The organism is Mesorhizobium sp. M0208 (assembly GCF_040322015.1).
Classification (GTDB): Bacteria; Pseudomonadota; Alphaproteobacteria; order Rhizobiales; family Rhizobiaceae; genus Mesorhizobium.
This window is the reverse complement of the sequence record NZ_JAMYSP010000010.1, coordinates 1-23,903: the sequence shown is the minus strand read 5'-3', so window position 1 is coordinate 23,903 and position 23,903 is coordinate 1. Positions and strand designations below refer to the sequence as shown.

The window sequence follows — 23,903 nt, the reverse complement described above, 5'->3', positions numbered from 1 at the left end:
CCCGGCTGCACAACTCGGCGGGCGCTACTTTGATCCACCGTCGGTTGCACGATTTTTACAGCCGGCAAGGAACAATCCGGGAGGCAGGCGGTTTGGCACGAAGAACTTACCTTCAACAGCATAGGCAGCGGTTTCGTGGGATCGAAGAAAGTTCGGATCGGAATAGTCGGCGTCGGCAACTGCGCCTCCTCCCTTGTTCAGGGCATCACCTATTACCGCGACGCAAGGAGCAATGAGCCCATACCCGGGCTGATGCATGCCGATCTTGGCGGCTACCATGTCAAGGACATCGAGGTGGTCTGCGCTTTCGACGTCGCCAAGGGCAAGGTCGGACGTGATGTGGCAGACGCGATCTACAGCGCGCCCAACAATACTTTCCGCTTTGCCAATGTTGCGCCTACCGGCGTTCGCGTCGAACGCGGACCGACGCTGGACGGCATCGGCAAATATCTGCGCGACGAGATCGAGGAGGCCGACGAGCCGGTCGCCAATGTCGGCAACATCCTCGCCGAAAGCGGCGCCGAGATCCTGGTGTCCTATCTGCCTGTCGGTTCGGAGGAGGCAACACGCTTTTATGCCGAGTGCGCGCTCGAGGCGGGCTGCGCCTTCGTCAACTGCATACCAGTCTTCATCGCCTCGCGGCCGGAGTGGCGCCGGCGCTTCGAGCAGCACGGGCTGCCGCTGATCGGCGACGACATCAAGAGCCAGGTCGGTGCGACGATCGTCCACCGGCTGCTCGCCAACCTGTTCCGTGAGCGCGGCGTGCGCATCGATCGCACCTACCAGCTCAATTTCGGCGGCAACACCGACTTCCTCAACATGCTGGAACGCGAGCGGCTGGAATCAAAGAAGATCTCAAAGACGCAATCCGTCACCAGCCAGATCGACGTTCCCCTGGAGCCCGGCAACATTCACGTCGGGCCGAGCGACCATGTCCCGTGGCTGACCGACCGCAAGTGGGCCTATATCCGGGTTGAAGGCACGACCTTCGGCGGCGTGCCGCTGAATGCCGAGCTCAAGCTGGAAGTGTGGGATTCACCCAATTCGGCCGGCGTCGTCATCGATGCGGTGCGTTGCGCCAAGCTGGCGCTCGACCGCGGCATCGCGGGCGCGCTGACCGGCCCATGCAGCTATTTCATGAAATCGCCGCCCGAGCAGTTCACCGACGCGGAAGCCCGCCAGCGCACACTCTCTTTCATCGCTGGCAAGGACGAGCCGATGCTCGATGCGGCGGAATGACGACGACGTTTTTTCTGGTGCGCCACGCCGCGCATGACAATGTCGGCTGTTATCTTGCCGGGCGGATGGCCGGCGTTTGCCTCGGCGAGGCCGGCAGGGCACAGGCCTCGCATCTGGCTGACCGTATGGCACGCGAGCCGGTAGCGGCAATCTTCTGCAGCCCGCGCGAACGCACGCAGGAGACTGCGACTCCGATGGCGCTCGCCTGTAATGCCGGTGAAATCGTGATCCGCGAGGAACTCGATGAGATCGACTTCGGCACCTGGTCGGGAAAGACCTTCGAGGAGCTGAACAAGGATGCCGACTGGCGAGCGTGGAACGACCAGCGTCAGCAGGCGAGAACGCCGAGCGGCGAGACCATGCTAGACGTGCAGCAACGCGTCGTCTTGCTGATCGAACAGGTCCGCGGCACCTACCAGAACCAATGCGTTGCACTGGTCAGCCATGCCGACGTCATCAAGGCCGCGGTGTGCAAAGTGCTCGGCCTGTCGCTGGGGAACTGCTTTCGCTTCGATATCGACCCAGCGTCGATCACCACGGTTGTTTGGGGGGACTGGGGGTCGAAGCTGATCAGACTCAACGAAGCTGCCTGACGAGGAATTTGCCGGATGCGCATGGTCATTTTCGGTCTTACCGTGACATCGTCGTGGGGCAACGGCCACGCCACGCTGTGGCGCGGATTGATCCGGGCGATGGCCGGGCTGGGCTGGTCCATCACCTTCTTCGAACGCAACACCCCCTATTATGCCGGTACACGCGATCTCGACCAGTTGGATGGCGGCAACCTTGTCCTTTACCCGGATTGGGAGGACATCCAACGCGTTGCCGAGCAGGCGATGAAAGAGGCCGATGTCGTCATCGTCACCTCCTATTGTCCCGATGCCGTGAGCGCGTCCCGCCTTGCTCACCAGGCCTGTCGCGGGCTGAAGGTCTTCTACGATCTGGACACGCCGGTGACGCTGGCGCGGATCGAACAAGGCGAGCCTCCGGCCTATTTCGGGCCGGAAGGGCTTCGCGATTTCGATCTCGTGCTGAGCTACACGGGAGGAACCGCGATCGACGCATTGAGGTCGACGCTGGGTGCACGCCGCGTCATGCCGCTCTACGGCCATGTCGATCCAGAGCGACACCGGCCCGCCCCGCCCAGGCCGGAGTTTGCCGGTGACCTGTCCTATCTTGGAACCTATGCGGCAGACCGCCAGGCCGGGGTCGAAAGGTTGCTGGTCAGCCCGGCTGCGCGCCTGCCGGATCGCCGTTTCATTATTGGCGGCGCACAATATCCGCAGGAATTCCCGTGGAGCGACAATATTTTCTTCGTCCGGCATCTGCCGCCGGCCGACCACCCCGCCTTCTTTTCATCTTCACGACTGACCCTGAACGTGACCCGCGAGGCGATGGCCGAACGGGGCTGGTGTCCTTCCGGCCGGCTGTTCGAAGCCGCCGCTTGCGGGGCTGCGATGGTGAGCGACACATGGCCCGGACTGGAGGCCTTTTTCCGGCCCGGTGAAGAGATCGTCGTGGCCAACAGCACCGACGACGTGGTCGCGGCGCTCGACCTGTCCGACGCCGAGCTTGACGCGATTCGCCGCCGTGCGCGCGAGCGGGTGCTGGACGAACACACCTCGGCGCGGCGCGCGAAGGAATTCGACCGCATCCTGTCCGATGCACTGCACGGCTCCACGCATGGCGAGCCATTGAAGGAGGCAGTTTGATGTTGGGCATCGTGCCCGCAGCCGGACGGGGAAGCCGCATCCAGCCGCTCGGCTTTTCGAAGGAGCTTCTGCCGGTCGGCAGCCGCATCGACGGCAACACCGAGCGGCCTTGCGCGGTCAGCGAATACCTGGTGCGCCGCATGGTCCGCGCTGGGGCCGACAAGATCTGCTTCGTCATCGGCTCGGGTAAGTCGGATATCCTGGAATATTATTCTGCCGGCTATGCCGACGCGGCCGCTCTGTTTGTGGTGCAGCCCTCTCCGGTCGGCCTTTGCGACGCCATCTTCCGCGCCGCACCGCTCGTCGCAGCCGACGAGACCGTTCTGGTCGGGTTGCCCGACACGATCTGGTTTCCCGAAGACGGCTTCCTGGCCCTCCCGGACGACGGCCTGTCCTTCCTGCTGTTTCCGGTGGACCAGCCGGAGTTCTTCGATGCCGTCGTTGTCGACCCGGACGGCCGGGTGAAGCAAATCCAGGTCAAGCAACAGAATGCCGCATCGAACTGGATCTGGGGTGCGTTCAAGATGCCCGGCCGCACCCTTCATCAGCTCGCCGCGCTGTGGCGGGAACGGGACCGGTGCGACGAATACATCGGCACACTGGTCAACGCCTATCTCGCCGCCGGGGGCGAAGCCTATGGCATCAAGGCTGGCACCGCCTATGTCGACGTCGGCACCTTCAACGGCTACCGCACCGCATTGCGGCTGCTTGAAAGCGCCGCCGGTACCAAGGACGACCAAGCCGCCATTACGCTGCCCGGCCACCAGCACGTCCCTATCCTCGCAGGCGAAGGAGGCTAGCCATGCTGCATTCCGATGCCGAGATCCGCCGCCGTATCAATGCGCTCGGCCCATGGTTCCACAATATGGAGCTGGCCGGCATCGAAACCGCTCCCGACCATTTCCTTGGCAACTATCCGCTGATCAAATGGCGCAAATTCGCCGGCGCGATTCCCGCCGATCTTTCCGGTAAGGCGGTGCTCGACATAGGCTGCAATGCGGGTTTCTACTCGATCGAGATGAAACGTCGCGGCGCCGGCCGCGTGCTAGGCATCGACTTCGATGAAGCTTACCTGGCGCAGGCGCGCTTTGCCGCCGAGGTCGCAGACTGCGACATCGAATTCCGGCAGCTCTCGGTCTACGACGTTGGCGCCCTGCATGAGCGGTTCGACATCGTGCTGTTCATGGGCGTGCTCTACCATTTGCGCCATCCTCTGCTCGCACTCGATCTGATCCGGGAGCACGTCGCCGACGACCTGATGATCTTCCAGTCGATGCAACGCGGCAGCACCAACGTGCCGGCGCTCGAGCAGAACTATCATTTCTGGACCCACGACCTTTTCGACCGGCCGGAATTCCCAAAGCTGCATTTCATCGAGCATCGTTACGCCGACGACCCGACCAACTGGTGGATTCCCAATCGCGCCTGCACCGAAGCCATGCTTCGCAGCGCCGGCTTCAAGATCGTGCTGCAACCGGAACAGGAGGTCTATTTCTGCCGCACCGCCGACGTGCCGGCCGGCGGCGGCGCCGTCTACCCGTCGAAAGGACAGATAAATGATTGAAGCCGCGATGATCTGGAACGAGCCCAACAACAAATCCCACTGGGATCCCGAGCTCGACCCCGACTGGAGCCGCTTCGCCGCTACGGCAATCCTGGCCGCCGACGCGATCGCGGCGGAGAATCCCGCCTTGACCAAGGTGCTGGGCGGCATCTCGCCGATCGATGCCGGCTTCATGACCCGGATGAAGGAATTCGGCGTGCTCGATCACGTCGACGCGGTCGCCGTACACGGCTTTCCGCTCGACTGGAACCTCTGGCAGATCCACGAATGGCCGCAGAAGGTCGGCGAGATCTCGGCTGTCACCGATCTTCCGGTATGGGTCAGCGAGGTCGGCGTGTCGACCTTCGGCGCCGAGGAGGTACAGGTCTGGGGCCTGCGCCGGACCGCGGAATTGCTGATCGGCAACGCACCGCGCATCCAATGGTACAGCCTCTACGACCTGCCGCGCGAGTGGGAAGCGACGACGCGCCATCGCGAGGCGGAAGGCTCGTCTTACTATCGCCATTTCTACATGGGCCTGCTTCGCCAGGACGGCACGCCAAAGCCCGCGCTCGAGGAGTTCCTGCACCACACGCCGGCATTAGGACTGGTGCAGTGGTTCCATTTCGAAGATCACCGGCTTGATGACGCCGTTGCCTGGATGAAACGCCTCGGCGTCACCAATCTGCGTACCGGACTTTCCTGGGCCGACAGCTTCAGGCCGAACGCGCTTGACTGGTTCGACCGGCAGATGGAGGCGTTGGCCGACTTCGACGTTACCGTTACTTTCTGCTTCACGCCGGAGCATCGCGGAATGATGCCGCACCACAGCAGTCCGCCGCTGGTGCCGGAGGAATTCGCCGAGTTCTGCGCGGCAATGACGCGCCGCTATGCCGGCAGCATCGCTGCCCCCTCCGTCGGCAGGCTACGCGCCTCCGCGGCGTGAGGAGCTTCGGCTCTCCCGCCATGACGCTCACCGTCCTCAACGTCGCCTATCCCCTCGCCCCGGTCGGGCCGGATGCGGTCGGTGGTGCCGAGCAGGTGCTGTCGATGCTCGACCAGGCGCTCGTACAGGCCGGACACCGCTCGATCGTGATCGGTTGCCAGGGCTCGAGCGCTGCGGGCACTCTCATCGAGACGCCGGCCGAACCGGGCGTGCTCGATGAAGCGGCGAAGCGCCGGGCGCAGCGTGCTCATCGCGCTGCAATCGCTACCGCACGCGCTCGCTGGCCAATCGACGTGGTTCATTTGCACGGCATCGATTTCGACGCCTATCTGCCGGGCGACGGGCCGACATTGGTGACCCTGCACTTGCCGCTCGACTGGTATCCGGCCGACGCTCTCAATCCGACACGGGAGGATCTGTGGCTGCATGCGGTATCAGCGGCTCAGCAAAGAACCGCGCCGCCGGGAGCCAGGCTCATCGAACCGATCCCGAACGGAGTGGACATCGACGCGCTCAGCGAGCGGCAGGCCAAGCGCGACTTTGCCCTCGTGCTCAGCCGCGTCTGCCCGGAAAAGGGCATCCATCTGGCGCTGGACGCAGCCAAGAAGGCCGGTGTGCCGTTGGTCATCGGCGGCAAAGTCTACCCTTACGAAACCCACACCGCGTATTTTGGCGACGAGGTCGAACCTCGGCTGGACGACCGGCGCCGCTTCCTTGGTCCGGTCGGCTTTGTCGCCAAGCGGCACCTGCTGAACACAGCCCGATGCCTGGTCATCCCGAGCCTCGCCGCGGAAACCAGTTCGCTCGTGGCCATGGAGGCGCTCGCCTGCGGCACACCCGTGGTGGCCTTCCCGAATGGCGCACTGCCGGATGTGGTTGAGCACGGCAAGACCGGGTATCTGGTCGGGGATGTCGACGAGATGGCGCAAGCCATCCTTGCCGCGGCCGGCCTGGATCCCGAGACCTGCCGGGCCGAGGCGCGGCGGCGCTTTTCACTCGACCGCATGGTTTCCTCCTACATGGACGCCTATCGGGCGCTGGCACGGCTCGGCACAGACAGCGGGCAGCTCGCGACGGCGAAGTGAGCGGGACATGCTCCGCGGTGAGATCATCGACGATCCGGCCGGCCTCGAAGCCCTTGAGCCACACTGGTGGGAACTCTGGTCGCGCAGTCCCTCGGCGACGCCGTTCCAGTCTCCCGCATGGTTACTGCCATGGTGGCGGACATTCGCTCCCGGCGAGCTAGCGACCGTCGCCGTTTGGAGTGGCGACGATCTGGTCGGCCTGGCGCCACTCTATCTGGAACGCCAGGACGCCGGCGCGCGGCTGCTTCCGCTCGGCATTTCGTTGAGCGACTATCTGGACGTCCTTTGTATTCCCGAAACCGCCGAACCGGTCGCCGTCGCCATCGCCGACACGGTTCTTTCCCTCGGCTGGTCGCAGTGGATCTTGCAGGACCTGCCTCCCGGCGGCGCCGGCCTTGCCATCAGGCATGCCGCGCTCGAATCGTGCCAAGCCGTCAGTCATGCTGCTTGCCCGGTGCTCGCTCTCGCCGGCGACCAGACGCTTCAAGGCTGTGTTCCGGCGCGGCGGAGGCGCCAATTGCGCCGCGCCCACAGGGCCGCGTCGAGACGCGGCAGGGTCTCCATCGAACCCGCTTTGTCCGATCCGCAGACATTCCTCGATCACCTGATCCGCCTTCACCGCGCACGCTGGGCCGGACACGGCGACGGCGTTCTGTCCGATTCCCGCGTGGAAGCATTCCACCGTCAGGCGCTGCCGCAGCTGGTCGTACAAGTGCTTGCCCGATGCTGGCTCATCACCATCGGTGACGTGATCGTGGGCGCCTATTACGGGTTCCATGATCGGGGCCGCGCTTACGCTTATCTCGGTGGCTTCGATCCGGCCTATGCCGATGAAAGTCCCGGCGCGCTGCTCATCGGCCAGGCGATAAGGCAGGCGATCTGCGAAGGCGCGGGAGAGTTCGATTTTCTGCGCGGACAAGAGGCCTACAAATACAGCTGGGGCGCCGTCGACCGGTGGACGATGCGCAAGATCTGGACGCGGAGCAAAGGTCAATGAGCGCGACCCAGTCAGGACCTCGGCGGTCGACATCAGCAAGGCGGGTGCTGGAGGACTGCATGGCAGACGGTGCCAGCGTCGAAGCCGTCATCGCCAGGCTGGCTCTCCGTTTCGAGACAGGAATCGAACCCGCAGAACTGGCGAAGATTGCACAAAACACGCATTCGGCCGATCCGCGAAAGACGGCAAAACTACGACGGATTGCGGACCTGCTTCAGCGCAGGCCCGAGATCTTCGCCACGCTGCGCAAAACAGGTGCTGCCGTTCGGCATGAGCGTGGCGGTGGCGAGACCGACGATGCGGTTGTCAAGCGGCTGGCGGCAGGGTTTGACGCGGCGGCGGCGATCTCGCCGGCGGCGAGCGTCCAGCTGTCGTCGCTGGGCGATGAGGAAAAGCTCGCGGCCGCTACGGCTGAAATCGTTGCATGGTTGGAGAGGCGAGGCTTTACCGGAATCGGCCGCGACATACTGGATATCGGCTGTGGCATCGGTCGGTTCGAACAGGCGCTCTCCGCTCTGTCGCACCGGATCGTCGGCAGCGATATATCCCCGGCGATGATCTCGATCGCCCGCCGGCGATGCGCCGGGCTCGGCAATGTAGAATTCCGCCCTACCCGCGGTTTCGATCTTGCCGATTTTCAGGATGCCAGCTTCGACCGCGTGCTGGCCGTCGACAGCTTTCCCTATCTGGTGCTGGCCGGCCTCGCGGAACGACATTTCGTGGAAATCGCACGCGTGCTGAAGAGGCCAGGCATGGCCGTGCTTTTGAATTATTCATATCGCGAATCGCCGGCGCTGGATCGCGCCGACGTTCATAACTTCGCCAACGCAAATGGCATGCAAGTTGTCGTCGACGGCGAAAAGCCGTTCCGGCACTGGGATGGCGATGCCTTCCTGCTTACGATTTCCGGCGGAACATTGCGGCCCAACGCAGGTTCGGATGCCGAACGGGAAAAGCCGCTATTCGACAGCAGGAAGGAGGACGAGATGGCGTCCGGCAGCAAGAAGCACATCGGTCGCGGCAGTCACGGCAAAGGCGCCGGCGCTGGCGCGATGACCGATCTTCCCAAGGACAAGATCGGAGAGAACGCCGTTCTGTCCAACAGAGACAAGAAGCAGCACACCAAGGAGCGTGGGCTCGACGGCAATCGGGTCAAATCCGAGCAGTACCAGGATCATTCAGCGGATCGGCGGCCTGAAGACTGATCGTTGCGGCAGCATATGGCTTGCAGCCGGTGAGCAATTGAAACGCAGCGAGAGCCCAACCGCTGACGAAGCTGTGCAAGGACCGAAGCCGGTCGCATGGATGGCCTGCAAATTCTTGCAAACTCGCACTGTTGCCACCAGAGTGAGACGAAGGGACCAACATTTGCCAAGAGAACGCGATGTCTCGCGCAAGGGAAGATTCCGTCGGCACGCGCGCCGATCTGACGATAGACCGGGAAATCGCTTCCTTGCTTGCGGCAATCGAGCAGGAAAGGGTTCCTGACCGGCTGACCAAACTTGCGATCGAATTGCAGCATGCGCTTATCGAAAGACGCTTGCGCGGAACCAGTAACTAACGTGACATATATTAGCGGCGCCTCTCGGCTTCGAAGTCCAGTTGTCCTTCGGACAGATAGCTGCGCCTTTCCATCAGGGTTTGCGAGGAACTTTCGCCTAGGTATTCAAGCACGCCGGCGCGGGCCCTGTTGAGCCGGCTCTTCACGGTTCCCACCGCGCAACCGCATATTTCGGCGGTTTCCTCATAGCTGACGCCCAGCACGCCTATCAGCATCAGAACCTCGCGCTGATGCTCGGGAAGGCTCTGGATGGCCTGGTGGACTTCCTTGCCCTGTACGGACCATTCCTGCGTCGCTTCCGAGATCGGCCGCAGCGAAGCACAGTCGAGCAGGCCAGGCGCTTCCCTCACGGCGGCCCTGACACGCGTGTAGTAGGTGTTGCGCATGATCGTGAAGAGCCATGACTTCATACGCGTTCCAGCTTCGAACTTGTCAATGTTGGCCAGGCCCTTGGTCAGCGTCTCCTGGACCAGGTCGTCGGCATCATCGGGAGTGCGGCAGAAGGTGCGGGCGAAAGCCCTCAAAGCGGGTATGAGGTCGACGATGGAAACGTCTTCGGTTTCGCGGGTCGCTAAGGCGTAGGCTGTGGGTGGCAATGGTCCAGCTCCCGTCCAGAATGAGTTCGCGAGCGCAGACCAGTTAAATGCATTGGGCGAAAGATCGTTCCGGTTGGCGAAAATCACCCGGCTCCAGAAAACCGGAGAGGGCTTGGCTGAGCAATCCCGGCCGACGGCGATATTTTTGACGGAACAACCATCGGGATCGCGGAGTTCAAAATCAAGGTCGTCCGACAATTCGGGGGCCGCCATTTGGCGCGTCGAAATGCGATGTCGCAGCGAGCCTTGGCCGCGACCTCAAGGGCGGCCTGCCACCTCAAGAAACAGGAGGAGTCCATGACAGGAAACAAGCACGCCAAAGGAAAAACGCCGGCCGATAGCGATCTTGCCAACGATCCCGGCATCGGGAGTTCCAGGGGCACGATCAAGGAGGGCGACCGGCTCGATCAGGGCACCAATACGTTCGAAGGCGATGTCGAGAACGACACGACGCCGCAAGGCGGTATCAATCCTCGGCAAAAGATGCGGACCAACAAGTGACCGGCCGCGCACGATCGAACAAACCTGCTGCAACCCGTGCAGCAATCCCGCGTTAAAGAGCATGAGCCTCGGGTCCGCCCCGGGCGTTGATGCGACAGGCTCTTTCGCGGAGACACAGATGACAAAAAAATTGTTTGGCCGCCCGGTTCCAATTCTCGTCGGCCTTGGTTTCCCCCGCTATGTCGAAAATATCTGGCAGGCCTATGACGTCTTAAATGAATGGCCGAGCCGCGGTCCGGCGCACAAGGCGGCGTTCGACGCCTGTCGCGCCGGGCTGGCTGACGAGGTCGACGTTGAGACGGTGCGCGCGGCGTTCGATAAATTCGCCCGCAAGGTGGGCATTCTGGCCTACGATATCGCAGCCGAAACACCAGCACGCGCCAAAACAGCTGCGAAGGCCTACGACGTTTGGCTGAAACGCCCGTCGGACAGTCGTGTAGACCCTGAAGACACGCAGCTTGCTTGAAGCGACACCTTGCTTGAACCGGGAGGAATACGGTGCAGAGAATAGAGTTCGATACACCTGTTTGCATCTATTTCGGCAAGCCCGGGCGATCGCGATTGGTCAGTTCCGTTTTCGAAGCAGTACATTGCCTGAAAAGCGAGAAATGGCCGGCGCGCAATGCCCCACTGGCGCTGGCGGCCGCTGATGTATTGAATCGCGCCCGAACCGGTGAAATTACGGCCGGCAAAGCGCGGCAAGCGTTTGTCGACGCCGCGTGGGAGGCAAACATTCTTGTCGAAGGCGAGCCGCATGATGGGCATGCCACGACAGCCTTCATATCGGACTGCGGGTGAAGCGGCAGGCTGCCTCCCTGAAGTTCCGCCCAAAGCTTGGTTTATCGCGAATGATTGGCGTCCTCGGCCTTTTTCTCGCGCTGCTGCCTGAGGATTTCGTCGGTTCCGACGAGCTTCTTCGATCCGCCCGGGATCGCGGTGGAGACGACCGCCGGTGGGTCGCTTGCCGGGAAGGAATCTTCCAGGCCTGCCTGCAATTGGTCTTCCAGCGTTTGCGGCTCTTCAGAGCGGCCGGGGGTCCTTCGGGTATCTACGCTCTCCAGCGGCTGTGTCATGTCCGGCGAAGACCTGACTTCTCGAATCCAGCCATAGAGCTGTTCGATGGCAAATTCCTTCATCGTGTCGAAATCGGCCTTTTCGTCACGCAATGCCTCGATTTGGTCGACCATGGTCTTCTCGAAACGTTCGAGGCTATCGCTTCCGCAGGCCCGGCAGAGACGCACCAGCGCCTGGCGCAGTATGAGTGGCGCAAAGTGCGCCGTTGCCTCAAGCCTGAGCTGCTGCAAACGCTCCGGGGTAGCGGCTTGGAACTTCGACATGCTCGACCTCTTCGCCTTGTGGAGCATGTCAACGAAAATTGTCGGCGGATGTTCCATCGGCGGCCGCTGCATCGCTCGATCCTCAGCGGTGCGCGCCACCACCGACTGCCATGCGGATACCGAGACCGACGACGACGCAGCCTGCCACCCGCTGCTGCCAGAGCCTTACCTTCGGTCGTTTCATAATCCAGGCCCCGAGCGTGCCGGATGCGAGTGCATATGTGCCCAGCACCAGCACACCGGTCATTTTCTGGGTGCCACCGAGCAGCAGCAATTGCAGCGTGACCGATCCGCGAGCAGGATCGACGAACTGCGGAAGGAATGCCACCATAAAGGTTATCGGCCAAGGATTTATCAGATTGGCGATCATTCCTTCGCGTGCGGCCACAAGCGGTCCGACATTGCGCGCCTCCTCGACGGCGACGCTGGCTGACGGCAACAGCACCAGACGCGATCCAAGCCAAACGAGATAAGCTGCACCCGCCCAGCGAAGCATGGCAAAGGCAAGCGGCGATGCCTGGAGCAGCGACGATATGCCGAGGGCAAGGAGCGGCAGCTGGACCATACCGGCGCCGAGGGTCATTCCGAGGACGGTGAACAGGGCAATATCACGGCCCTGCCCGATGCCGCGCGCAATCACCAGCAGACTGTCGGGCCCCGGCGGCATCTGCATCAGGATGACCGTTCCGACAAAAGCCGTCCACGAAGCGGGATCCACGCCGCTACTTCGCCCCGGTTTCGTAAGATGCCTTCGCGCTGTCCTTCAACTGGCCGGCATCTCGCATCGTCTTGAGTGCTTCGTCCCTCGTCAGGCCGCACCTGCGGGCAAAAAAATCGATCTCATAGGCCAACTCGGCCGACAGGTCGTGTTTGGCATGCATTCTTCGCTTGTGTTTGCGTGCGCCCATTCAGGCTCGGTCCCGGATACGTTAGTCTTCCCGAACTCACATCGGATCAGTCGGTTCCACTGCCGGACCAATCCACTTTCCGCAGGTTTTCTCACGCGCTGTCTGGCCGGCCCACCCTATCCTTGAGTTCGTTCAGGAACGCGAGCAGCGCGTCCTCAGGATCGTCGGCCTCTTCGGTCAGCATATCGATGCCCCAGTGGCCGAGAACAGCCTCCTGGACGATGCTCGGCTGCGACATGAAGATGAAGGATTTCGGGCGGCTCTTTTCGTAGCCCGACCGCCGCCAGGTCTGCCAAAGCCTGTGCAACAGCAGACGGATGTTCATATCAGACATGCTGTAGCCGATGAACAGGAGGGTGCGCCCCAGTGCGTCGGCGCGAAACTTCACGTCGAGCGGCGAATCGAACGAAAGCCGGTCGAAATAGTCGGTCTCCGCCAGGACCAGCGATTTGTCGTCGTCGAAATCGCCGTGGAATTTGATAATCTGCGTCACCTCGCCGGTCGTCTTGGGCAAGTCCTTTGCGTTGGCCACCTTCACAAAGGGCCGGCCATGAATCTCGAAGGCAACCTCGAGGTTGCGATCATAATTGGTGGTGTAGATGATCGGAAAATCGAGCGATACGATGAGCTTGTGGATTGCCGACCGCTGCACTTCTTCCCGCGAGACGCTCCATTCACGATCCATCCAACTGCGCAAAGGGCCGAGGCTCCCCTGCTTCAGCCGGTAATATTCGGCAAGCGCCTGATAGCTGGCCTCCGGTGCGCCGATCATGTCCTCGTCAAGGCCGAGCTCGTTTTGCATGTGTTCGATGAGCTTTTGCCAAGACGGCAAGCCGACGCTCATCGACACCCCGGCTCCAACGAACAAGATAGCTCGTCGCTCTTTCACCGATTGAGCCAGTTGCTCGACTGCGGACAGCATTCGACACAACTGCCAGAAGTGCTGCTCTGTTCCGACGGCGCCTGGACCATCGCAAGAATAACTCCGATTTCCGGTTGAGTGCCAACACCCAGATCGGCTGTCCCGAGTTCCGGTCGCCCGAGTTTGTCCGACCGAATCCGATATTTATTTCGTTCCCTTTGGCACTTCTGCGCCTCCTACGCGTTGGAGAGTGTTCAACAAAGACGGCGCAGCTAATGGATCGCCATCGGATTGTCTCGGTAGCATTATGTCTGTTCCTGCTTACGATCGGCGCCGTCCAGCAAAAGGCTTGGGCTCAAGCACCTTGCCCGGCCGACCATGACAAGTTGCTGGCCGCCCTCAAGGCCAACGTCAAATCCAGCGGCGGTCCCGGCAATGGCGGCTTCGACACTAATGAATGGGCGGCAGTCGTGGCTCGCGACGGAACTGTCTGCGCCGTCGCCTTCAGTGGGCCTACCGCCGACGCCCAGTGGCCTGGCAGCCGGCTGATCGCCGCCGAAAAAGCCAATACCGCCAACGGGCTCAGCCTCGCCCACATGGCGTTGTCCACCGCGAACCTCTATGCGCCGGTGCAGCCCGGCGGTCCTCTATTCGGCCTGCAGGCCACCAATCCGGTCAATCCAGCGGTGGCCTATGCCGGCGATCCTTCGACGTTTGGAAGCTCCAGCGATCCATTGCTGGGAAAGCCTATCGGCGGTGTCGTCGTGTTTGGCGGCGGCCTGGCTCTCTACGACGGCAAGGGGATCGTCGGGGCCCTCGGGATAAGCGGCGATTCCCCCTGTGCCGACCACAATGTCGCCTGGCGTGTGCGCGCCGCGCTCGGGCTGGACAAGGTACCGGCAGGCGTCAACCCAAACCGCAAGGACGCTATCATTTTCGACCTCGATCCCGGCGGCAAGAGCGCTTCCGGCTGGGGCCATCCATTGTGTGCCGGAAGCGAGGCGGACGTGGCGGCGGAGCTTGGCGCCGGGGTCGGCGGCTCGATACGCAAATGAGGAAAGGGCGACAAGTGGCGGCGAAAACTCGTGTGTCAGCCAAAGGCGGAAACAGGCCAATGGCTGCGAGGCTGGGATGGACGCTGCTGGCGGGGTTTGCACTGATGACGGCGGCGTTTGCTCAGTCTTTATCAGGCCCTGCGATAAATCCGCCGGCCGCGGCTGCTCCGCCCGACGACGGCCAGTGGGCGATGCCGGCAAAGAACTACGCCTCGACCCGCTACAGCGAACTTGCGGAGATCACCGAAGACACCGTCAAAAACCTGCAGGTGGCCTTCACCTTCTCGACCGGCGTCAACAAGGGCCAGGAGGCTGCGCCTCTGGTCGTCGGCAACACGATGTACATCGTGACGCCGTTTCCCAACATCCTCTATGCGCTTGACCTTACCAAGCCCGGCGCGCCGATGAAGTGGAAATTCGAGCCCAATCCCGAGCCCGCCGCGCAGGGCGTTGCCTGTTGCGACGTGGTCAACCGTGGTGCGGCCTTCTTCGACGGGCACATCTATTTCAACACGCTCGATGGTCATGCCATCGCCGTCGATGCGGCCACCGGCAAACCGGTCTGGAACACCCATATCGGCAACATCAATATCGGCGAGACCATCACCATGGCGCCGCTGGTGGTGAAGGGGAAGGTACTGGTCGGCAATTCCGGCGGCGAAATGGGCGTACGCGGCTGGATCAAGGCGCTCGACGCCGGCGACGGGCACGTCGTCTGGACGGCCTACAATACCGGCCCGGACGCCGACGTGCTGATCGGCCCCGATTTCAAGCCGCATTACGACATGGACAAGGGCAAGGATCTCGGGGTGACATCGTGGCCGCCCGACGCCTGGAAGATCGGCGGCGGCAATGTGTGGGGCTGGATTTCCTATGACCCGGACCTCAACCTGATCTTCCACGGCACCGGAAATCCCGGTCCGTGGAATCCGGATCTGCGGCCCGGCGACAACAAATGGACCGCCGGCATCTTTGCCCGCGATCCCGACACCGGCGCAGCAAAATGGTTTTATCAATGGACCCCGCACGATTTGCACGACTACGACGGCATCAACGAACAGGTGCTGCTCGACATGACCTGGCAGGGCAAGCCCCGCAAGGTGCTGGTCCGACCGGAACGCAACGGCTACGTCTATCTGTTGGACCGCACTACGGGCGAAGTACTGTCGGCAGTGCCGTTCGGGCCTGTCAATTCCAGCAAGGGCGTCGACCTGAAGACCGGCCGGCTGATTGTAAATCCGGACAAGAAGACCGGCACCGGCAAGGTCGTCCGCGACATCTGTCCCACCGCATCGGGTCTCAAGGACTGGCAACCTTCGGCGTTCTCGCCCAAGACCGGCCTGCTCTACATCCCGCATAATAACATGTGCATGGACGAAGAAGGCGTCGAGGTGAATTACATCGCCGGCACGCCCTATGTCGGCATGAACGTGCGCATGATTCCCGGGCCGGGCGGCAATCGCGGTGCATTTACTGCCTGGGATGTCGCCGCCGCCAAGCCGGCGTGGAGCCTGAAGGAGAACTTTCCGGTGTGGAGCGGCGCGGTCGCCACCGCCGGCAACGTCGTATTCTATGGCACGATGGAAGGCTGGTTCAAGGCGGTCAGCGCCAGGACCGGCGAACTGCTTTGGCAGTTCAAGACGTCGTCCGGCATCATCGGCCAGCCGATCACCTATCGCGGCCCGGACGGGCACCAATATGTTGCGGTTCTTTCGGGCGTCGGCGGCTGGGCCGGTGCGATCGTATCCGGCGATCTCGACCCGCGCGACGCCACCGCTGCGCTCGGCTTCGTCAACGTCATGAAGGATCTGAAGGATGTAACCACGGCGGGAGGTACGCTGTATGTGTTCCGGCTGCCTTGAGACGATCGGCCGCGTTATGTGCTCACGGAAAACGCGTTCGCGGCGGCTTGCCGCCGCGGTTGGCGCACTGGCGCTCTCGCTTGTGGCCGCCGTTGCCGATGCGCGCGAGTTGAGGATCTGCGCAGATCCCAACAACATGCCGTTCTCCAATGCCGCCCGGGAAGGCTTTGAAAACAAGATTGCCGAACTCGTCGCCCGGGAGCTGGGTGCGACTGTTTCCTACACGTGGTGGGCACAGCGGCGCGGCTTCGTCCGCAACACGCTGAAAGCCGGCCTGTGCGATCTGGTGCCCGGCACGCCCACCAATCTCGAGATGCTGCGCACCACCGCGCCCTACTACCGGTCTTCCTACGTCTTCGTGACACGCAGAGATGCGCCGGAAATCGCGTCCTTCAACGATCCTCGCCTGCGCGATCTGCACATCGGCGTCCAGCTGATCGGCGACGACGGCGCCAACTCGCCACCCGTCCAGGCGCTCGGCAGTCGCGGCATCGTCGGCCATCTCGTCGGTTTCCCCGTCTATGGCGACTATTCGGCGCCAAACCCGCCAGCGCGCATCATTGAGGCGGTCGCGAATGGCGACATCGATATGGCCGTCGTCTGGGGGCCGTTGGCCGGCTACTTCGGTGCCAGGCAAAAAGTACCGTTGCGGATTACGCCGGTTGCACCGCGCATCGACGGTCCGCTGCTGCCGATGATCTACGACATCTCGATGGGCGTGCGCCACGACGACGATGCGCTGCGCAGCGAGGTAGACGCAGCGCTCGCCAAACACCGCGCCGAGATCGATGCAATCCTGGCGACATATGACGTGCCTCGCCTCGACATCGCCGGGGCGGCAGCGCGATGAACCGCGGCCTTCCATGCGTGCTGTCGGCGATGCTCGTTCTTGCCGCCTGCCAGCGTGAGGAACGCGACACGCGTCCACAGTCGGCGCTCGGCTCGGGCGACCAACCGGCAGCCGTAACGGCCCTCGAGCCGGGCGGCCAGCGGCCAGCCTCGTCCAACAACAAGGCCGGAGTGTTCGAGGCCAACGCCTTCCACCTCAGCGAGGGCAAGCGTCTGTTCAACTGGTTTAACTGTTCCGGCTGCCATGCCAATGGCGGTGGCGGCATGGGCCCGGCGCTCATGGACCAGAAGTGGCTCTATGGCAGCTCGATCGAAAGCATCCACGCCACGATCAGGGACGGTCGGCCAAACGGCATGCCGAGCTTCCGGGACAAGATCCCGGACGACCAGATCTGGGAGCTTGCGGCCTTCGTCCGCGCGTTGAGCGGCAACGCGCCAAAATCGGCTGCGCCGAGCCGCGACGACGACATGATGCCCCATCCGTCCGAAAATCGCCTGCCGGATGCCGCGACTCTGGGGAAGTCGCCGTGAACCGCCTTGTTTGCAGCGTGTGCTGCGGCGCAGCCTGCATGCTGCTCCTTGCAGGATGCAGCGGCTGGCAATCCGCGCTTGACCCAAAAGGCCCGGCCGCGGGCGAGCTTGCATGGCTGATCTGGTTCTTCACAGCACTGTGCACGGTGGTCTGGCTTTTGGTGATGGCCGTGCTGATCCTGCCATTGGCCCGACGCCCCGCGCCGATCGGCGATCCGCTTGTCCTCGACGCTGCCGCCGAGCGCGGCAAGATGCGAATTGTCGTCGCCGCACTCGCCGCTACCGCCCTGATCCTGGTCGGCCTGACGCTGCTGAGCTACTTTGCTAACCGGACGCTCGCCGCCATCGGCTCGGATGCGGCGCTGACGATCCGGGTGACCGGGCATCAATGGTGGTGGGAGGTGCGCTACGAAAACGATCAGCCGAACCGCATCCTGACGACCGCCAATGAAATCCACATCCCGGCGGGCGAGCCGGTGCGGCTTGTAGTAACCTCGACCGACGTCATCCATTCCTTCTGGGTGCCGAACCTCTCCGGCAAGCTGGACCTCATTCCAGGCCACGAGAACGTTCTCGATCTGAAGGCTGACAAGCCCGGCGTCTATCGCGGCCAGTGCGCCGAGTTCTGCGGCGCGCAGCACGCCAATATGAGCACCTTCATCATCGCCGAACCTCGGCCCGTCTTCGACGCGTGGCTGAACGATCAGCTGCGGCCGGCAGCTGCCCCCTTGTCGACCGAGGCCAAAACCGGCCACGATCTGTTCCTTAAACGGCCATGCGTGATGTGCCACAAGATCGGCGGCACCATCGCCGGCGGTACGGTCGCTCCCGACCTTACACATATCGCAAGCCGGCGGACGCTCGCTGCCGGAACGCTGGCGATGAGCCGCGGCAATCTCGCAGCCTGGATAGCCGATCCGCAAGGGATCAAGCCAGGTGCCCACATGCCCGTGGTGGGACTGAACGGGGACGAGCTGAATGCGATGGTAGCCTATCTCGAGGGCTTGAAATGAGTAGCGCCGACCTAGCCCATGGGCGAGACCTCGCCCAGCAACGCGCCGCAGCACAAAAGGGTGACCTGGCTCCCGAGCGCGACGGCCCTCGCGATACCGGCCTCGACGACGCCAGCCTCGAGCGCTGGCTGGCGCGGACATGGCAGACCGTGCCGGGCATCATCGGTGCGCTCTCGAGCGTCGACCACAAAATTGTCGCGCGGCGGTACCTGATCACCGCTTTCGTCTTCCTGTGCCTCGGTGGCCTCAGCGCCGTTGCCATGCGCATCCAACTGTCGGGGCCGGAGCGCGGGCTGATCGGGCCGGACCGCTACAACCAGCTGTTCACAATGCATGGCGTGACCATGATGTTCCTGTTTGCAGTGCCGATCGTTCAGGCGACCGGCATCTATCTCGTGCCGCTGATGGTCGGCACCCGCAACATCGCCTTTCCGCGCCTCAATGCATTCAGCTTCTGGATTTATCTCTCCGGTGGCCTCTTCGCCTGGGTGTCGTTTGCACTCGACATGGCGCCCGACGTCGGCTGGTTTTCTTACGTGCCGCTGTCCGGTCCTGAATTCGGGCCAGGCAAACGCTCCGACGTGTGGGCGCAGATGATCACCTATACCGAAGTGTCGTCGTTGGCGGTCGCGGTTGCCACCATCGTCACCGTGCTGAAGCAACGCGCGCCGGGCATGTCGCTGGACAAGATTCCGCTCTATGTCTGGGCGATGCTGGTCACCTCTTTCGTCATCGTGTTCGCCATGCCGGCAGTCATGATCACGTCGACCTTCCTGATCCTCGACCGTCTGGTCGGCACCCATATCTTCAATCCCGCCGAGGGTGGCGACGTCCTGCTGTTCCAGCACCTGTTCTGGTTCTTCGGCCACCCCGAAGTCTACATCATTTTCCTGCCGGCCACCGGCATGGTGTCCTCGATCATCGCCGCTTTCGCCCGGCGTCCGGTATTCGGCTATCTGGGCATGGTTCTGTCGCTGATTTCGGTCGGCTTCCTGTCGTTCGGCCTGTGGGTTCACCACATGTTCGCAACTGGCCTGCCCAAACTCGGCGCGAGCTTCTTCACCGCCTCGAGCATGCTGATCGCCATCCCGAACGGGCTGCAGATCTTCTGCTGGCTGGCGACATTGTGGGACGGACGCCCGATAATCAGGACGCCGCTGCTGTTCGTGTTCGGCTTCTTCTTCACGTTCGTCGCGGGCGGCCTGACCGGCGTGATGCTGGCGTCGGTGCCATTGGACCTGCAAGTACACGACACCTATTTCGTTACCGCGCATTTCCACTACGTGCTGATCGGCGGGTCCGTATTCCCGCTGCTCGGCGCGACCTATTTCTGGTTCCCCAAGATCACCGGCCGGATGATGAGCGAGCGTCTTGGACGCTGGCATTTCTGGCTTGCCTTCATAGGCTTCAATGCGGCGTTCTTTCCGATGCACATTGTCGGCCTGTGGGGCATGCCGCGCCGAGTCTACACCTATCCGGTGGAGGTCGGCTGGGGCAACATCAACCTGTTCATCACAGCCGGCGCGGTCGTTCTGTTCCTAAGCTTCGTTCTGTTCACCATAAACCTGGTGTACAGCGCCTCGAGGGGCGCCCCGGCCGGGGACAATCCCTGGAATGCGGGCACGCTTGAATGGGCGACAAGCTCTCCGCCGCCGAGCTATAATTTCGCTCGGATTCCGGTGGTTACCCACTCCGAGCCGCTCTGGGCCGAACGTGACACGCTGCCTGTCGCGACCGGGCTTCGCGTCGACGCGCGCGAACTTGTCATTTCGACTGTGGCAGAAGCGCATCCAGATGTGCGCGAGAAGTCGGCGACGCCGTCGATCTGGCCATTGTTCGCCGCGCTCGCCGTCGGCGCCACCTTTCTTTATTCGATCTTCAGCCCGTGGGCGGTGGTCTGGGGAGCCGGGCCAATCGCCATCACTTTGATCGGTTGGTTCTGGCCGAAAGGCGATCCGGAGGATGAGGAATGAAACAGCGTCCTGCCGCCGATCTTTCCAAACTCCCGACCTTCGGGATCGGACCGCGCAGCCCGACCTGGTGGGGCACTCTCGCCTTCATGGCGCTGGAGGGCACCGGCTTCGCGCTCGCCGCAGGCGCCTATCTTTACCTCGCCTATCTGTCGCCCGAATGGCCATTGGGCGTGCCGCCGCCCAACCATTGGCCGGGCACCATCGTCACGCTGTTGCTGCTCGCCAGCGTGGTGCCCAATCACATACTGAACCGCTACGCCGAAGCGTGTGCCATGGTGCCCGTGCGCATCGGCCTGATCGTCATGACGCTGCTCGGTATCGCACCGCTTGTCGTGCGGTGGTTCGAATTTCCGGCCCTCAACATCTATTGGGATACCAATGCGTACGGCTCAATGCTGTGGGTCCTGCTCGGCCTCCACACCACACACCTGATCACCGACGTCGGCGACACGCTGGTGCTGACGGTCCTGATGTTCACGCGACATGGCTATAGCGGGCGGCGTTTCGGGGATGTTGGCGACAACGTCTTCTACTGGGATTTCGTGGTCGCGACCTGGATCCCGATCTATCTGTTGATCTATTGGATGCCGAGGCTTGACTGAGATGCGTGCGCTTCGCTTGGGCACATCATGGGGCGGGCTGTTGTCCGGGCCTTTGGCCTGGGCGGTGTCGACGCAGCTGAATTACGCGGTCGTGGAGTGGCAGTGCGCCCACGGCATTCCTGTCATACCGGTCGTTGCGCTGATGCTGACAGTGCTGGCCTTGCTCGGCGGGGCGCTGTCGTGGCGGGCGCGACAGCAAGGTGGCGCCGCCTTTAAACCGGACCGTGCGCGCGGCACTGAAGGTTTCGTCGCCAATATCGGCATTCTCAGCGCGTTGCTGTTTGCGCTGGTAATCGTCATGCAAGGCGCCGCCTCGCTCATTCTCGACGGCTGTCTGCGATGAACTTCGACGCGCTTTTCTCGACCTCGATCTGCTACGGTGCCGGTGCCCCGCAGGCCGGCTGGACGCTGGCGTTGCCGATCACGCTGCCGCTAACCATGGTCGCACTGCTTTACGCAGCAGGCGCCTTTCGGCTGTGGCGGCGGAGCGCCCGCAGCCGCCCGTTGCGGATGCGGCAAGCCCTGCTGTTTGCGACCGGCTGGGCCATTTTGGCGCCAGCACTGGTCAGTCCGCTCCATGCATTGGGTGAGCGCGTTTTCACCGCCCACATGATCGAGCACGAGCTGTTGATGGCGGTGGCGGCACCCCTGCTGGTCGCCTCCCGTCCGGCGGCGGCGATGATGTGGGCATTGCCGATCAAGCTGCGGCTGGCATTTGGCGCAGCCGGGCAGGCGAAGGTGCTTCGAGCCGTTTGGGCCGCCGTCAGCCGTCCTCTAGCCGCGACCTTCCTGCACGGCGTCGCGATATGGGCGTGGCACGTTCCGGCGCTGTTCGAGGCGGCGCTTGCACAGGGTGTCCTGCATTATGCGCAACATGCCAGCTTCTTCGGTACGGGGCTGCTGTTCTGGTGGGTGCTGCTGCCGCGTTCAGGCCGCGAACAAGCCTACGGCAGCGCAGTCATGCACCTCTTTTTCACCTCGCTGCACACCGGCCTGCTCGGGGTGCTGCTGCTGGTCTCGCCAAGGCTGTGGTACCCGGTAAACGCAGCCGGCGCGGAATTGTGGAGCCTTAGCCCGCTCGAGGACCAGCAGCTCGCCGGCTTGGTGATGTGGGTTCCGGCCGGCCTGATTTATGGCGGAGCCGCGTTGCTGCTGGCCGGTCTGTGGATTCGCTCAAGTGGACAGAGAAGATGGGAGACGTCGCATGCGCTCCAGGCTGTCTAAGCTGGTCATTGGTGCCGGGACGGCAATTGCCGTGCTGGCCGCAGCTTGGGCGGCGCTGACGTTGTGGCCGGAGCGCCTCATCAGGGTCGCGGATAAGACGGACAATGCTCCTAGCAGCATCGGCGTGCGCGCAACATCGCGCTTCACTCCGTCCGGACCCATCCTCGGCGCCGCGGCAATTGTCGTGCTTGTTGCAGCCCTGGCCGGGATCGCGTTGTACTTCGAGCAAAGCCGTCGAGTGGAGCAGAAGGCCGACAATGCAACCGGCGGTGTTGGCGCCCGCGCCATACCAATCATCATGGCCAATGGCTGTGCCGGATGCCACACGATCACCGGCGTGCCCGGCGCGCAGGGACTGGTCGGTCCACGCCTCGACGCCAGCTTGGCCACCCGGGTCTATATCGGCGGCGTATTGTCCAACAACCCGCGAAACATGGTCCGTTGGATACGCGCCGCAAGAGAGATCAATCCGCACACGGCAATGCCTTCGACCAGAATTTCCGAGCAGGAGGCGCGAGATATCGCCGCCTATCTCTATTCGATGAAATGACATCGTTGCTCGCCTAGTCGAGATCAAACCCTCCCAGCGGTCTACCGATGCCGGTTTGCCGGGACCGGCAATCGTCACCGCCTTCGGCTCGATGCCTTAGTTGCCGACGAACCTTTCGGAACCGGCCCGCATCGGCGAGGCTGCCCGCGATCACGTCGGACATCGCCGAGCGCCGCTATGCCGGTAATCTGCTGTGCGGATTGTTTCGCGGGCATCTCGGATATCAGCTTCTTTGGCGAGTGGGCCGAGTGCAATCTCGACGTCGTCGTCCCAGTCGAATTGACGGGGTGGTTGTTTTTTTCAGAATTGGACAGTGCTGCTGAGAATTGCGTGCCACGCCGTGGGCAGACACGCCTCATGGAGCCGAAGAACCGAACGGATTTAGAGCGAAGAATCGGAACGGACCGGAGCGCCTCGGCTAATGACTTGAGCGCCGCGATCACATTTGTCAGCCGAAGGTTGCGGGCTCCTAGCCGACTTCGATGTTCCAACCGCGAGGCGACCGCGGTCGGAGTCGCCACGAACGACCGCAGCGAAATCACGTCGTTTCGGGAGACTCGTTCGATTTGGGAGCCTCGTCGGTCTCCGGCAAACGATCGCGAATGGCTTCCTCGGTTTTGCTTGCCGTCTTTTTCACGACTTTCTCGACGCGGTCGACCAACGTCTCGGCGTCGCCGCTGGAACCCTGTCGGTCAGCCTCTTCCTTTACAGTCTCATATGCTTCGGCGGCGACCTGCTTGGCTTGCTCCACGCCTTCTTCAAAGACTTCCTCGGCACTGTCACGAAGCTTGTCGCGGTAGGGGCCGAGTTGCGCGTCCTCAGCGGCGGTGTGAGGCAGCATCACGCCAATGGCGGTGCCCACGGCAAGGCCTACCGCGGCCATTGCCAGAGGTTCGCGCTGGAACAGGTCCTGAGCCGACTGCCGCACCCGCCCCGTCATATCGGTGGCGGCCGAGC

General features: G+C 62.8%; 28 protein-coding genes and 2 pseudogenes. 24 read left to right on the top strand and 6 right to left on the bottom strand.

Translation table 11 applies throughout. The features are described from left to right. The first annotated feature begins 135 nt into the window (after positions 1-135). The 11 genes and pseudogenes from NKJ17_RS12625 to NKJ17_RS12575 all read left to right on the top strand — a co-directional run bounded on the left by NKJ17_RS12625 (position 136) and on the right by NKJ17_RS12575 (position 9,083). Positions 136-1,239, top strand: a complete 1,104-nt coding sequence (locus NKJ17_RS12625) for an inositol-3-phosphate synthase (protein WP_352505425.1) — start codon at positions 136-138, stop codon at positions 1,237-1,239. Beyond that, complete coding sequence (locus NKJ17_RS12620) at positions 1,236-1,832, top strand: histidine phosphatase family protein (protein WP_352505426.1); 597 nt, start codon at positions 1,236-1,238, stop codon at positions 1,830-1,832. Before NKJ17_RS12625 ends, NKJ17_RS12620 begins: the two co-directional genes overlap by 4 nt. Positions 1,833-1,847: 15 nt before the next feature. Beyond that, positions 1,848-2,951: a CgeB family protein gene (locus NKJ17_RS12615; protein WP_352688582.1), complete on the top strand. Its 1,104-nt coding sequence runs from the start codon at positions 1,848-1,850 to the stop codon at positions 2,949-2,951. Beyond that, positions 2,951-3,751 (top strand): nucleotidyltransferase family protein, encoded by an 801-nt coding sequence (locus tag NKJ17_RS12610; RefSeq protein WP_352505429.1) that lies wholly within the window; start codon positions 2,951-2,953, stop codon positions 3,749-3,751. Before NKJ17_RS12615 ends, NKJ17_RS12610 begins: the two co-directional genes overlap by 1 nt. 2 nt (positions 3,752-3,753) lie before the next feature. Continuing rightward, positions 3,754-4,515: a TIGR04290 family methyltransferase gene (locus tag NKJ17_RS12605; protein WP_352505430.1), complete on the top strand. Its 762-nt coding sequence runs from the start codon at positions 3,754-3,756 to the stop codon at positions 4,513-4,515. Further along, entirely contained in the window at positions 4,508-5,440 is a 933-nt protein-coding gene (locus NKJ17_RS12600) for a glycoside hydrolase 5 family protein (protein ID WP_352505431.1), read from the top strand. Before NKJ17_RS12605 ends, NKJ17_RS12600 begins: the two co-directional genes overlap by 8 nt. A gap of 20 nt (positions 5,441-5,460) precedes the next feature. Further along, the gene (locus NKJ17_RS12595; protein WP_352688578.1) at positions 5,461-6,525 is read left to right on the top strand and encodes a glycosyltransferase family 4 protein; all 1,065 of its coding nucleotides are present in this window, start codon (positions 5,461-5,463) and stop codon (positions 6,523-6,525) included. A gap of 7 nt (positions 6,526-6,532) precedes the next feature. Next, positions 6,533-7,522 carry a GNAT family N-acetyltransferase gene (locus NKJ17_RS12590; RefSeq protein WP_352688576.1) on the top strand — a complete coding sequence of 330 codons (990 nt, stop codon included), beginning with the start codon at positions 6,533-6,535 and terminating at the stop codon, positions 7,520-7,522. Further along, a pseudogene (locus tag NKJ17_RS12585) lies at positions 7,519-8,316 on the top strand (class I SAM-dependent methyltransferase); the annotation flags it as partial. The gene NKJ17_RS12590 and the pseudogene NKJ17_RS12585, both read left to right, overlap by 4 nt. A gap of 192 nt (positions 8,317-8,508) precedes the next feature. After that, a complete protein-coding gene (locus tag NKJ17_RS12580; protein WP_023676213.1) occupies positions 8,509-8,727 on the top strand; it encodes a hypothetical protein in 219 nt (72 codons plus the stop codon). A 179-nt stretch (positions 8,728-8,906) separates the two neighbouring features. Then, positions 8,907-9,083, top strand: coding sequence for a hypothetical protein (locus NKJ17_RS12575; RefSeq protein WP_352688573.1), 177 nt, complete (start codon positions 8,907-8,909; stop codon positions 9,081-9,083). A gap of 11 nt (positions 9,084-9,094) precedes the next feature. On the opposite strand, the gene NKJ17_RS12570 is transcribed toward NKJ17_RS12575, so the two are convergent. Beyond that, on the bottom strand, positions 9,095-9,679 hold the full coding sequence (locus NKJ17_RS12570) for a sigma-70 family RNA polymerase sigma factor (RefSeq protein ID WP_254818908.1): 585 nt from the start codon (positions 9,677-9,679) through the stop codon (positions 9,095-9,097). A gap of 297 nt (positions 9,680-9,976) precedes the next feature. Here NKJ17_RS12570 and NKJ17_RS12565 point away from each other — a divergent pair, with 297 nt between their 5' ends. From NKJ17_RS12565 to NKJ17_RS12555, 3 genes are all read left to right on the top strand, one after another. Continuing rightward, positions 9,977-10,180 carry a hypothetical protein gene (locus NKJ17_RS12565; protein WP_254818814.1) on the top strand — a complete coding sequence of 68 codons (204 nt, stop codon included), beginning with the start codon at positions 9,977-9,979 and terminating at the stop codon, positions 10,178-10,180. Positions 10,181-10,298: 118 nt separating this feature from the next. Continuing rightward, positions 10,299-10,646 (top strand): DUF982 domain-containing protein, encoded by a 348-nt coding sequence (locus NKJ17_RS12560; protein WP_352688572.1) that lies wholly within the window; start codon positions 10,299-10,301, stop codon positions 10,644-10,646. Between the two features lie 32 nt (positions 10,647-10,678). Continuing rightward, the gene (locus NKJ17_RS12555) at positions 10,679-10,978 is read left to right on the top strand and encodes a DUF982 domain-containing protein (RefSeq protein ID WP_352476454.1); all 300 of its coding nucleotides are present in this window, start codon (positions 10,679-10,681) and stop codon (positions 10,976-10,978) included. Positions 10,979-11,019: 41 nt separating this feature from the next. Here the strand turns inward: NKJ17_RS12555 and NKJ17_RS12550 are convergent, their stop codons facing one another. The 4 genes from NKJ17_RS12550 to NKJ17_RS12535 all read right to left on the bottom strand — a co-directional run bounded on the left by NKJ17_RS12550 (position 11,020) and on the right by NKJ17_RS12535 (position 13,347). Continuing rightward, positions 11,020-11,517: a hypothetical protein gene (locus tag NKJ17_RS12550; RefSeq protein ID WP_254818816.1), complete on the bottom strand. Its 498-nt coding sequence runs from the start codon at positions 11,515-11,517 to the stop codon at positions 11,020-11,022. Positions 11,518-11,599: 82 nt separating this feature from the next. After that, entirely contained in the window at positions 11,600-12,235 is a 636-nt protein-coding gene (locus NKJ17_RS12545) for a LysE family translocator (RefSeq protein WP_352476452.1), read from the bottom strand. 4 nt (positions 12,236-12,239) lie between these two features. Continuing rightward, positions 12,240-12,425, bottom strand: a complete 186-nt coding sequence (locus tag NKJ17_RS12540) for a hypothetical protein (protein ID WP_352688568.1) — start codon at positions 12,423-12,425, stop codon at positions 12,240-12,242. Positions 12,426-12,516: 91 nt separating this feature from the next. Beyond that, entirely contained in the window at positions 12,517-13,347 is an 831-nt protein-coding gene (locus NKJ17_RS12535; RefSeq protein ID WP_352612097.1) for an SIR2 family NAD-dependent protein deacylase, read from the bottom strand. A gap of 215 nt (positions 13,348-13,562) precedes the next feature. On the opposite strand from NKJ17_RS12535, the gene NKJ17_RS12530 reads away from it, so the two are divergent. The 10 genes from NKJ17_RS12530 (at position 13,563) to NKJ17_RS12485 (ending at position 22,946) form a co-directional block, all read left to right on the top strand. After that, complete coding sequence (locus tag NKJ17_RS12530) at positions 13,563-14,342, top strand: heme-binding protein (RefSeq protein WP_352612095.1); 780 nt, start codon at positions 13,563-13,565, stop codon at positions 14,340-14,342. Positions 14,343-14,446: 104 nt separating this feature from the next. Then, positions 14,447-16,204: a methanol/ethanol family PQQ-dependent dehydrogenase gene (locus tag NKJ17_RS12525; RefSeq protein WP_352688730.1), complete on the top strand. Its 1,758-nt coding sequence runs from the start codon at positions 14,447-14,449 to the stop codon at positions 16,202-16,204. A gap of 16 nt (positions 16,205-16,220) precedes the next feature. Continuing rightward, positions 16,221-17,054, top strand: a complete 834-nt coding sequence (locus NKJ17_RS12520; protein ID WP_352688565.1) for a substrate-binding domain-containing protein — start codon at positions 16,221-16,223, stop codon at positions 17,052-17,054. Next, a complete protein-coding gene (locus tag NKJ17_RS12515) occupies positions 17,051-17,584 on the top strand; it encodes a c-type cytochrome (protein WP_254818823.1) in 534 nt (177 codons plus the stop codon). The genes NKJ17_RS12520 and NKJ17_RS12515 overlap by 4 nt, the downstream gene beginning before the upstream one ends. Before the next feature lie 38 nt (positions 17,585-17,622). Further along, positions 17,623-18,597: a cytochrome c oxidase subunit II gene (gene coxB / locus NKJ17_RS12510; RefSeq protein WP_352688563.1), complete on the top strand. Its 975-nt coding sequence runs from the start codon at positions 17,623-17,625 to the stop codon at positions 18,595-18,597. Further along, complete coding sequence (gene ctaD, locus NKJ17_RS12505; RefSeq protein WP_352688562.1) at positions 18,594-20,570, top strand: cytochrome c oxidase subunit I; 1,977 nt, start codon at positions 18,594-18,596, stop codon at positions 20,568-20,570. The genes coxB and ctaD overlap by 4 nt, the downstream gene beginning before the upstream one ends. Further along, complete coding sequence (locus NKJ17_RS12500; RefSeq protein ID WP_254818826.1) at positions 20,567-21,172, top strand: cytochrome c oxidase subunit 3; 606 nt, start codon at positions 20,567-20,569, stop codon at positions 21,170-21,172. The genes ctaD and NKJ17_RS12500 overlap by 4 nt, the downstream gene beginning before the upstream one ends. Before the next feature lies 1 nt (position 21,173). Beyond that, positions 21,174-21,515 (top strand): hypothetical protein, encoded by a 342-nt coding sequence (locus NKJ17_RS12495; protein WP_352476765.1) that lies wholly within the window; start codon positions 21,174-21,176, stop codon positions 21,513-21,515. Beyond that, positions 21,512-22,396, top strand: coding sequence for a cytochrome c oxidase assembly protein (locus NKJ17_RS12490; RefSeq protein WP_352688560.1), 885 nt, complete (start codon positions 21,512-21,514; stop codon positions 22,394-22,396). Before NKJ17_RS12495 ends, NKJ17_RS12490 begins: the two co-directional genes overlap by 4 nt. Further along, positions 22,377-22,946 carry a c-type cytochrome gene (locus tag NKJ17_RS12485; protein WP_352688558.1) on the top strand — a complete coding sequence of 190 codons (570 nt, stop codon included), beginning with the start codon at positions 22,377-22,379 and terminating at the stop codon, positions 22,944-22,946. Before NKJ17_RS12490 ends, NKJ17_RS12485 begins: the two co-directional genes overlap by 20 nt. A 538-nt stretch (positions 22,947-23,484) precedes the next feature. On the opposite strand, the pseudogene NKJ17_RS12480 reads toward NKJ17_RS12485, so the two are convergent. Further along, positions 23,485-23,903 (bottom strand): annotated as a pseudogene (locus NKJ17_RS12480) (hypothetical protein); the annotation flags it as partial.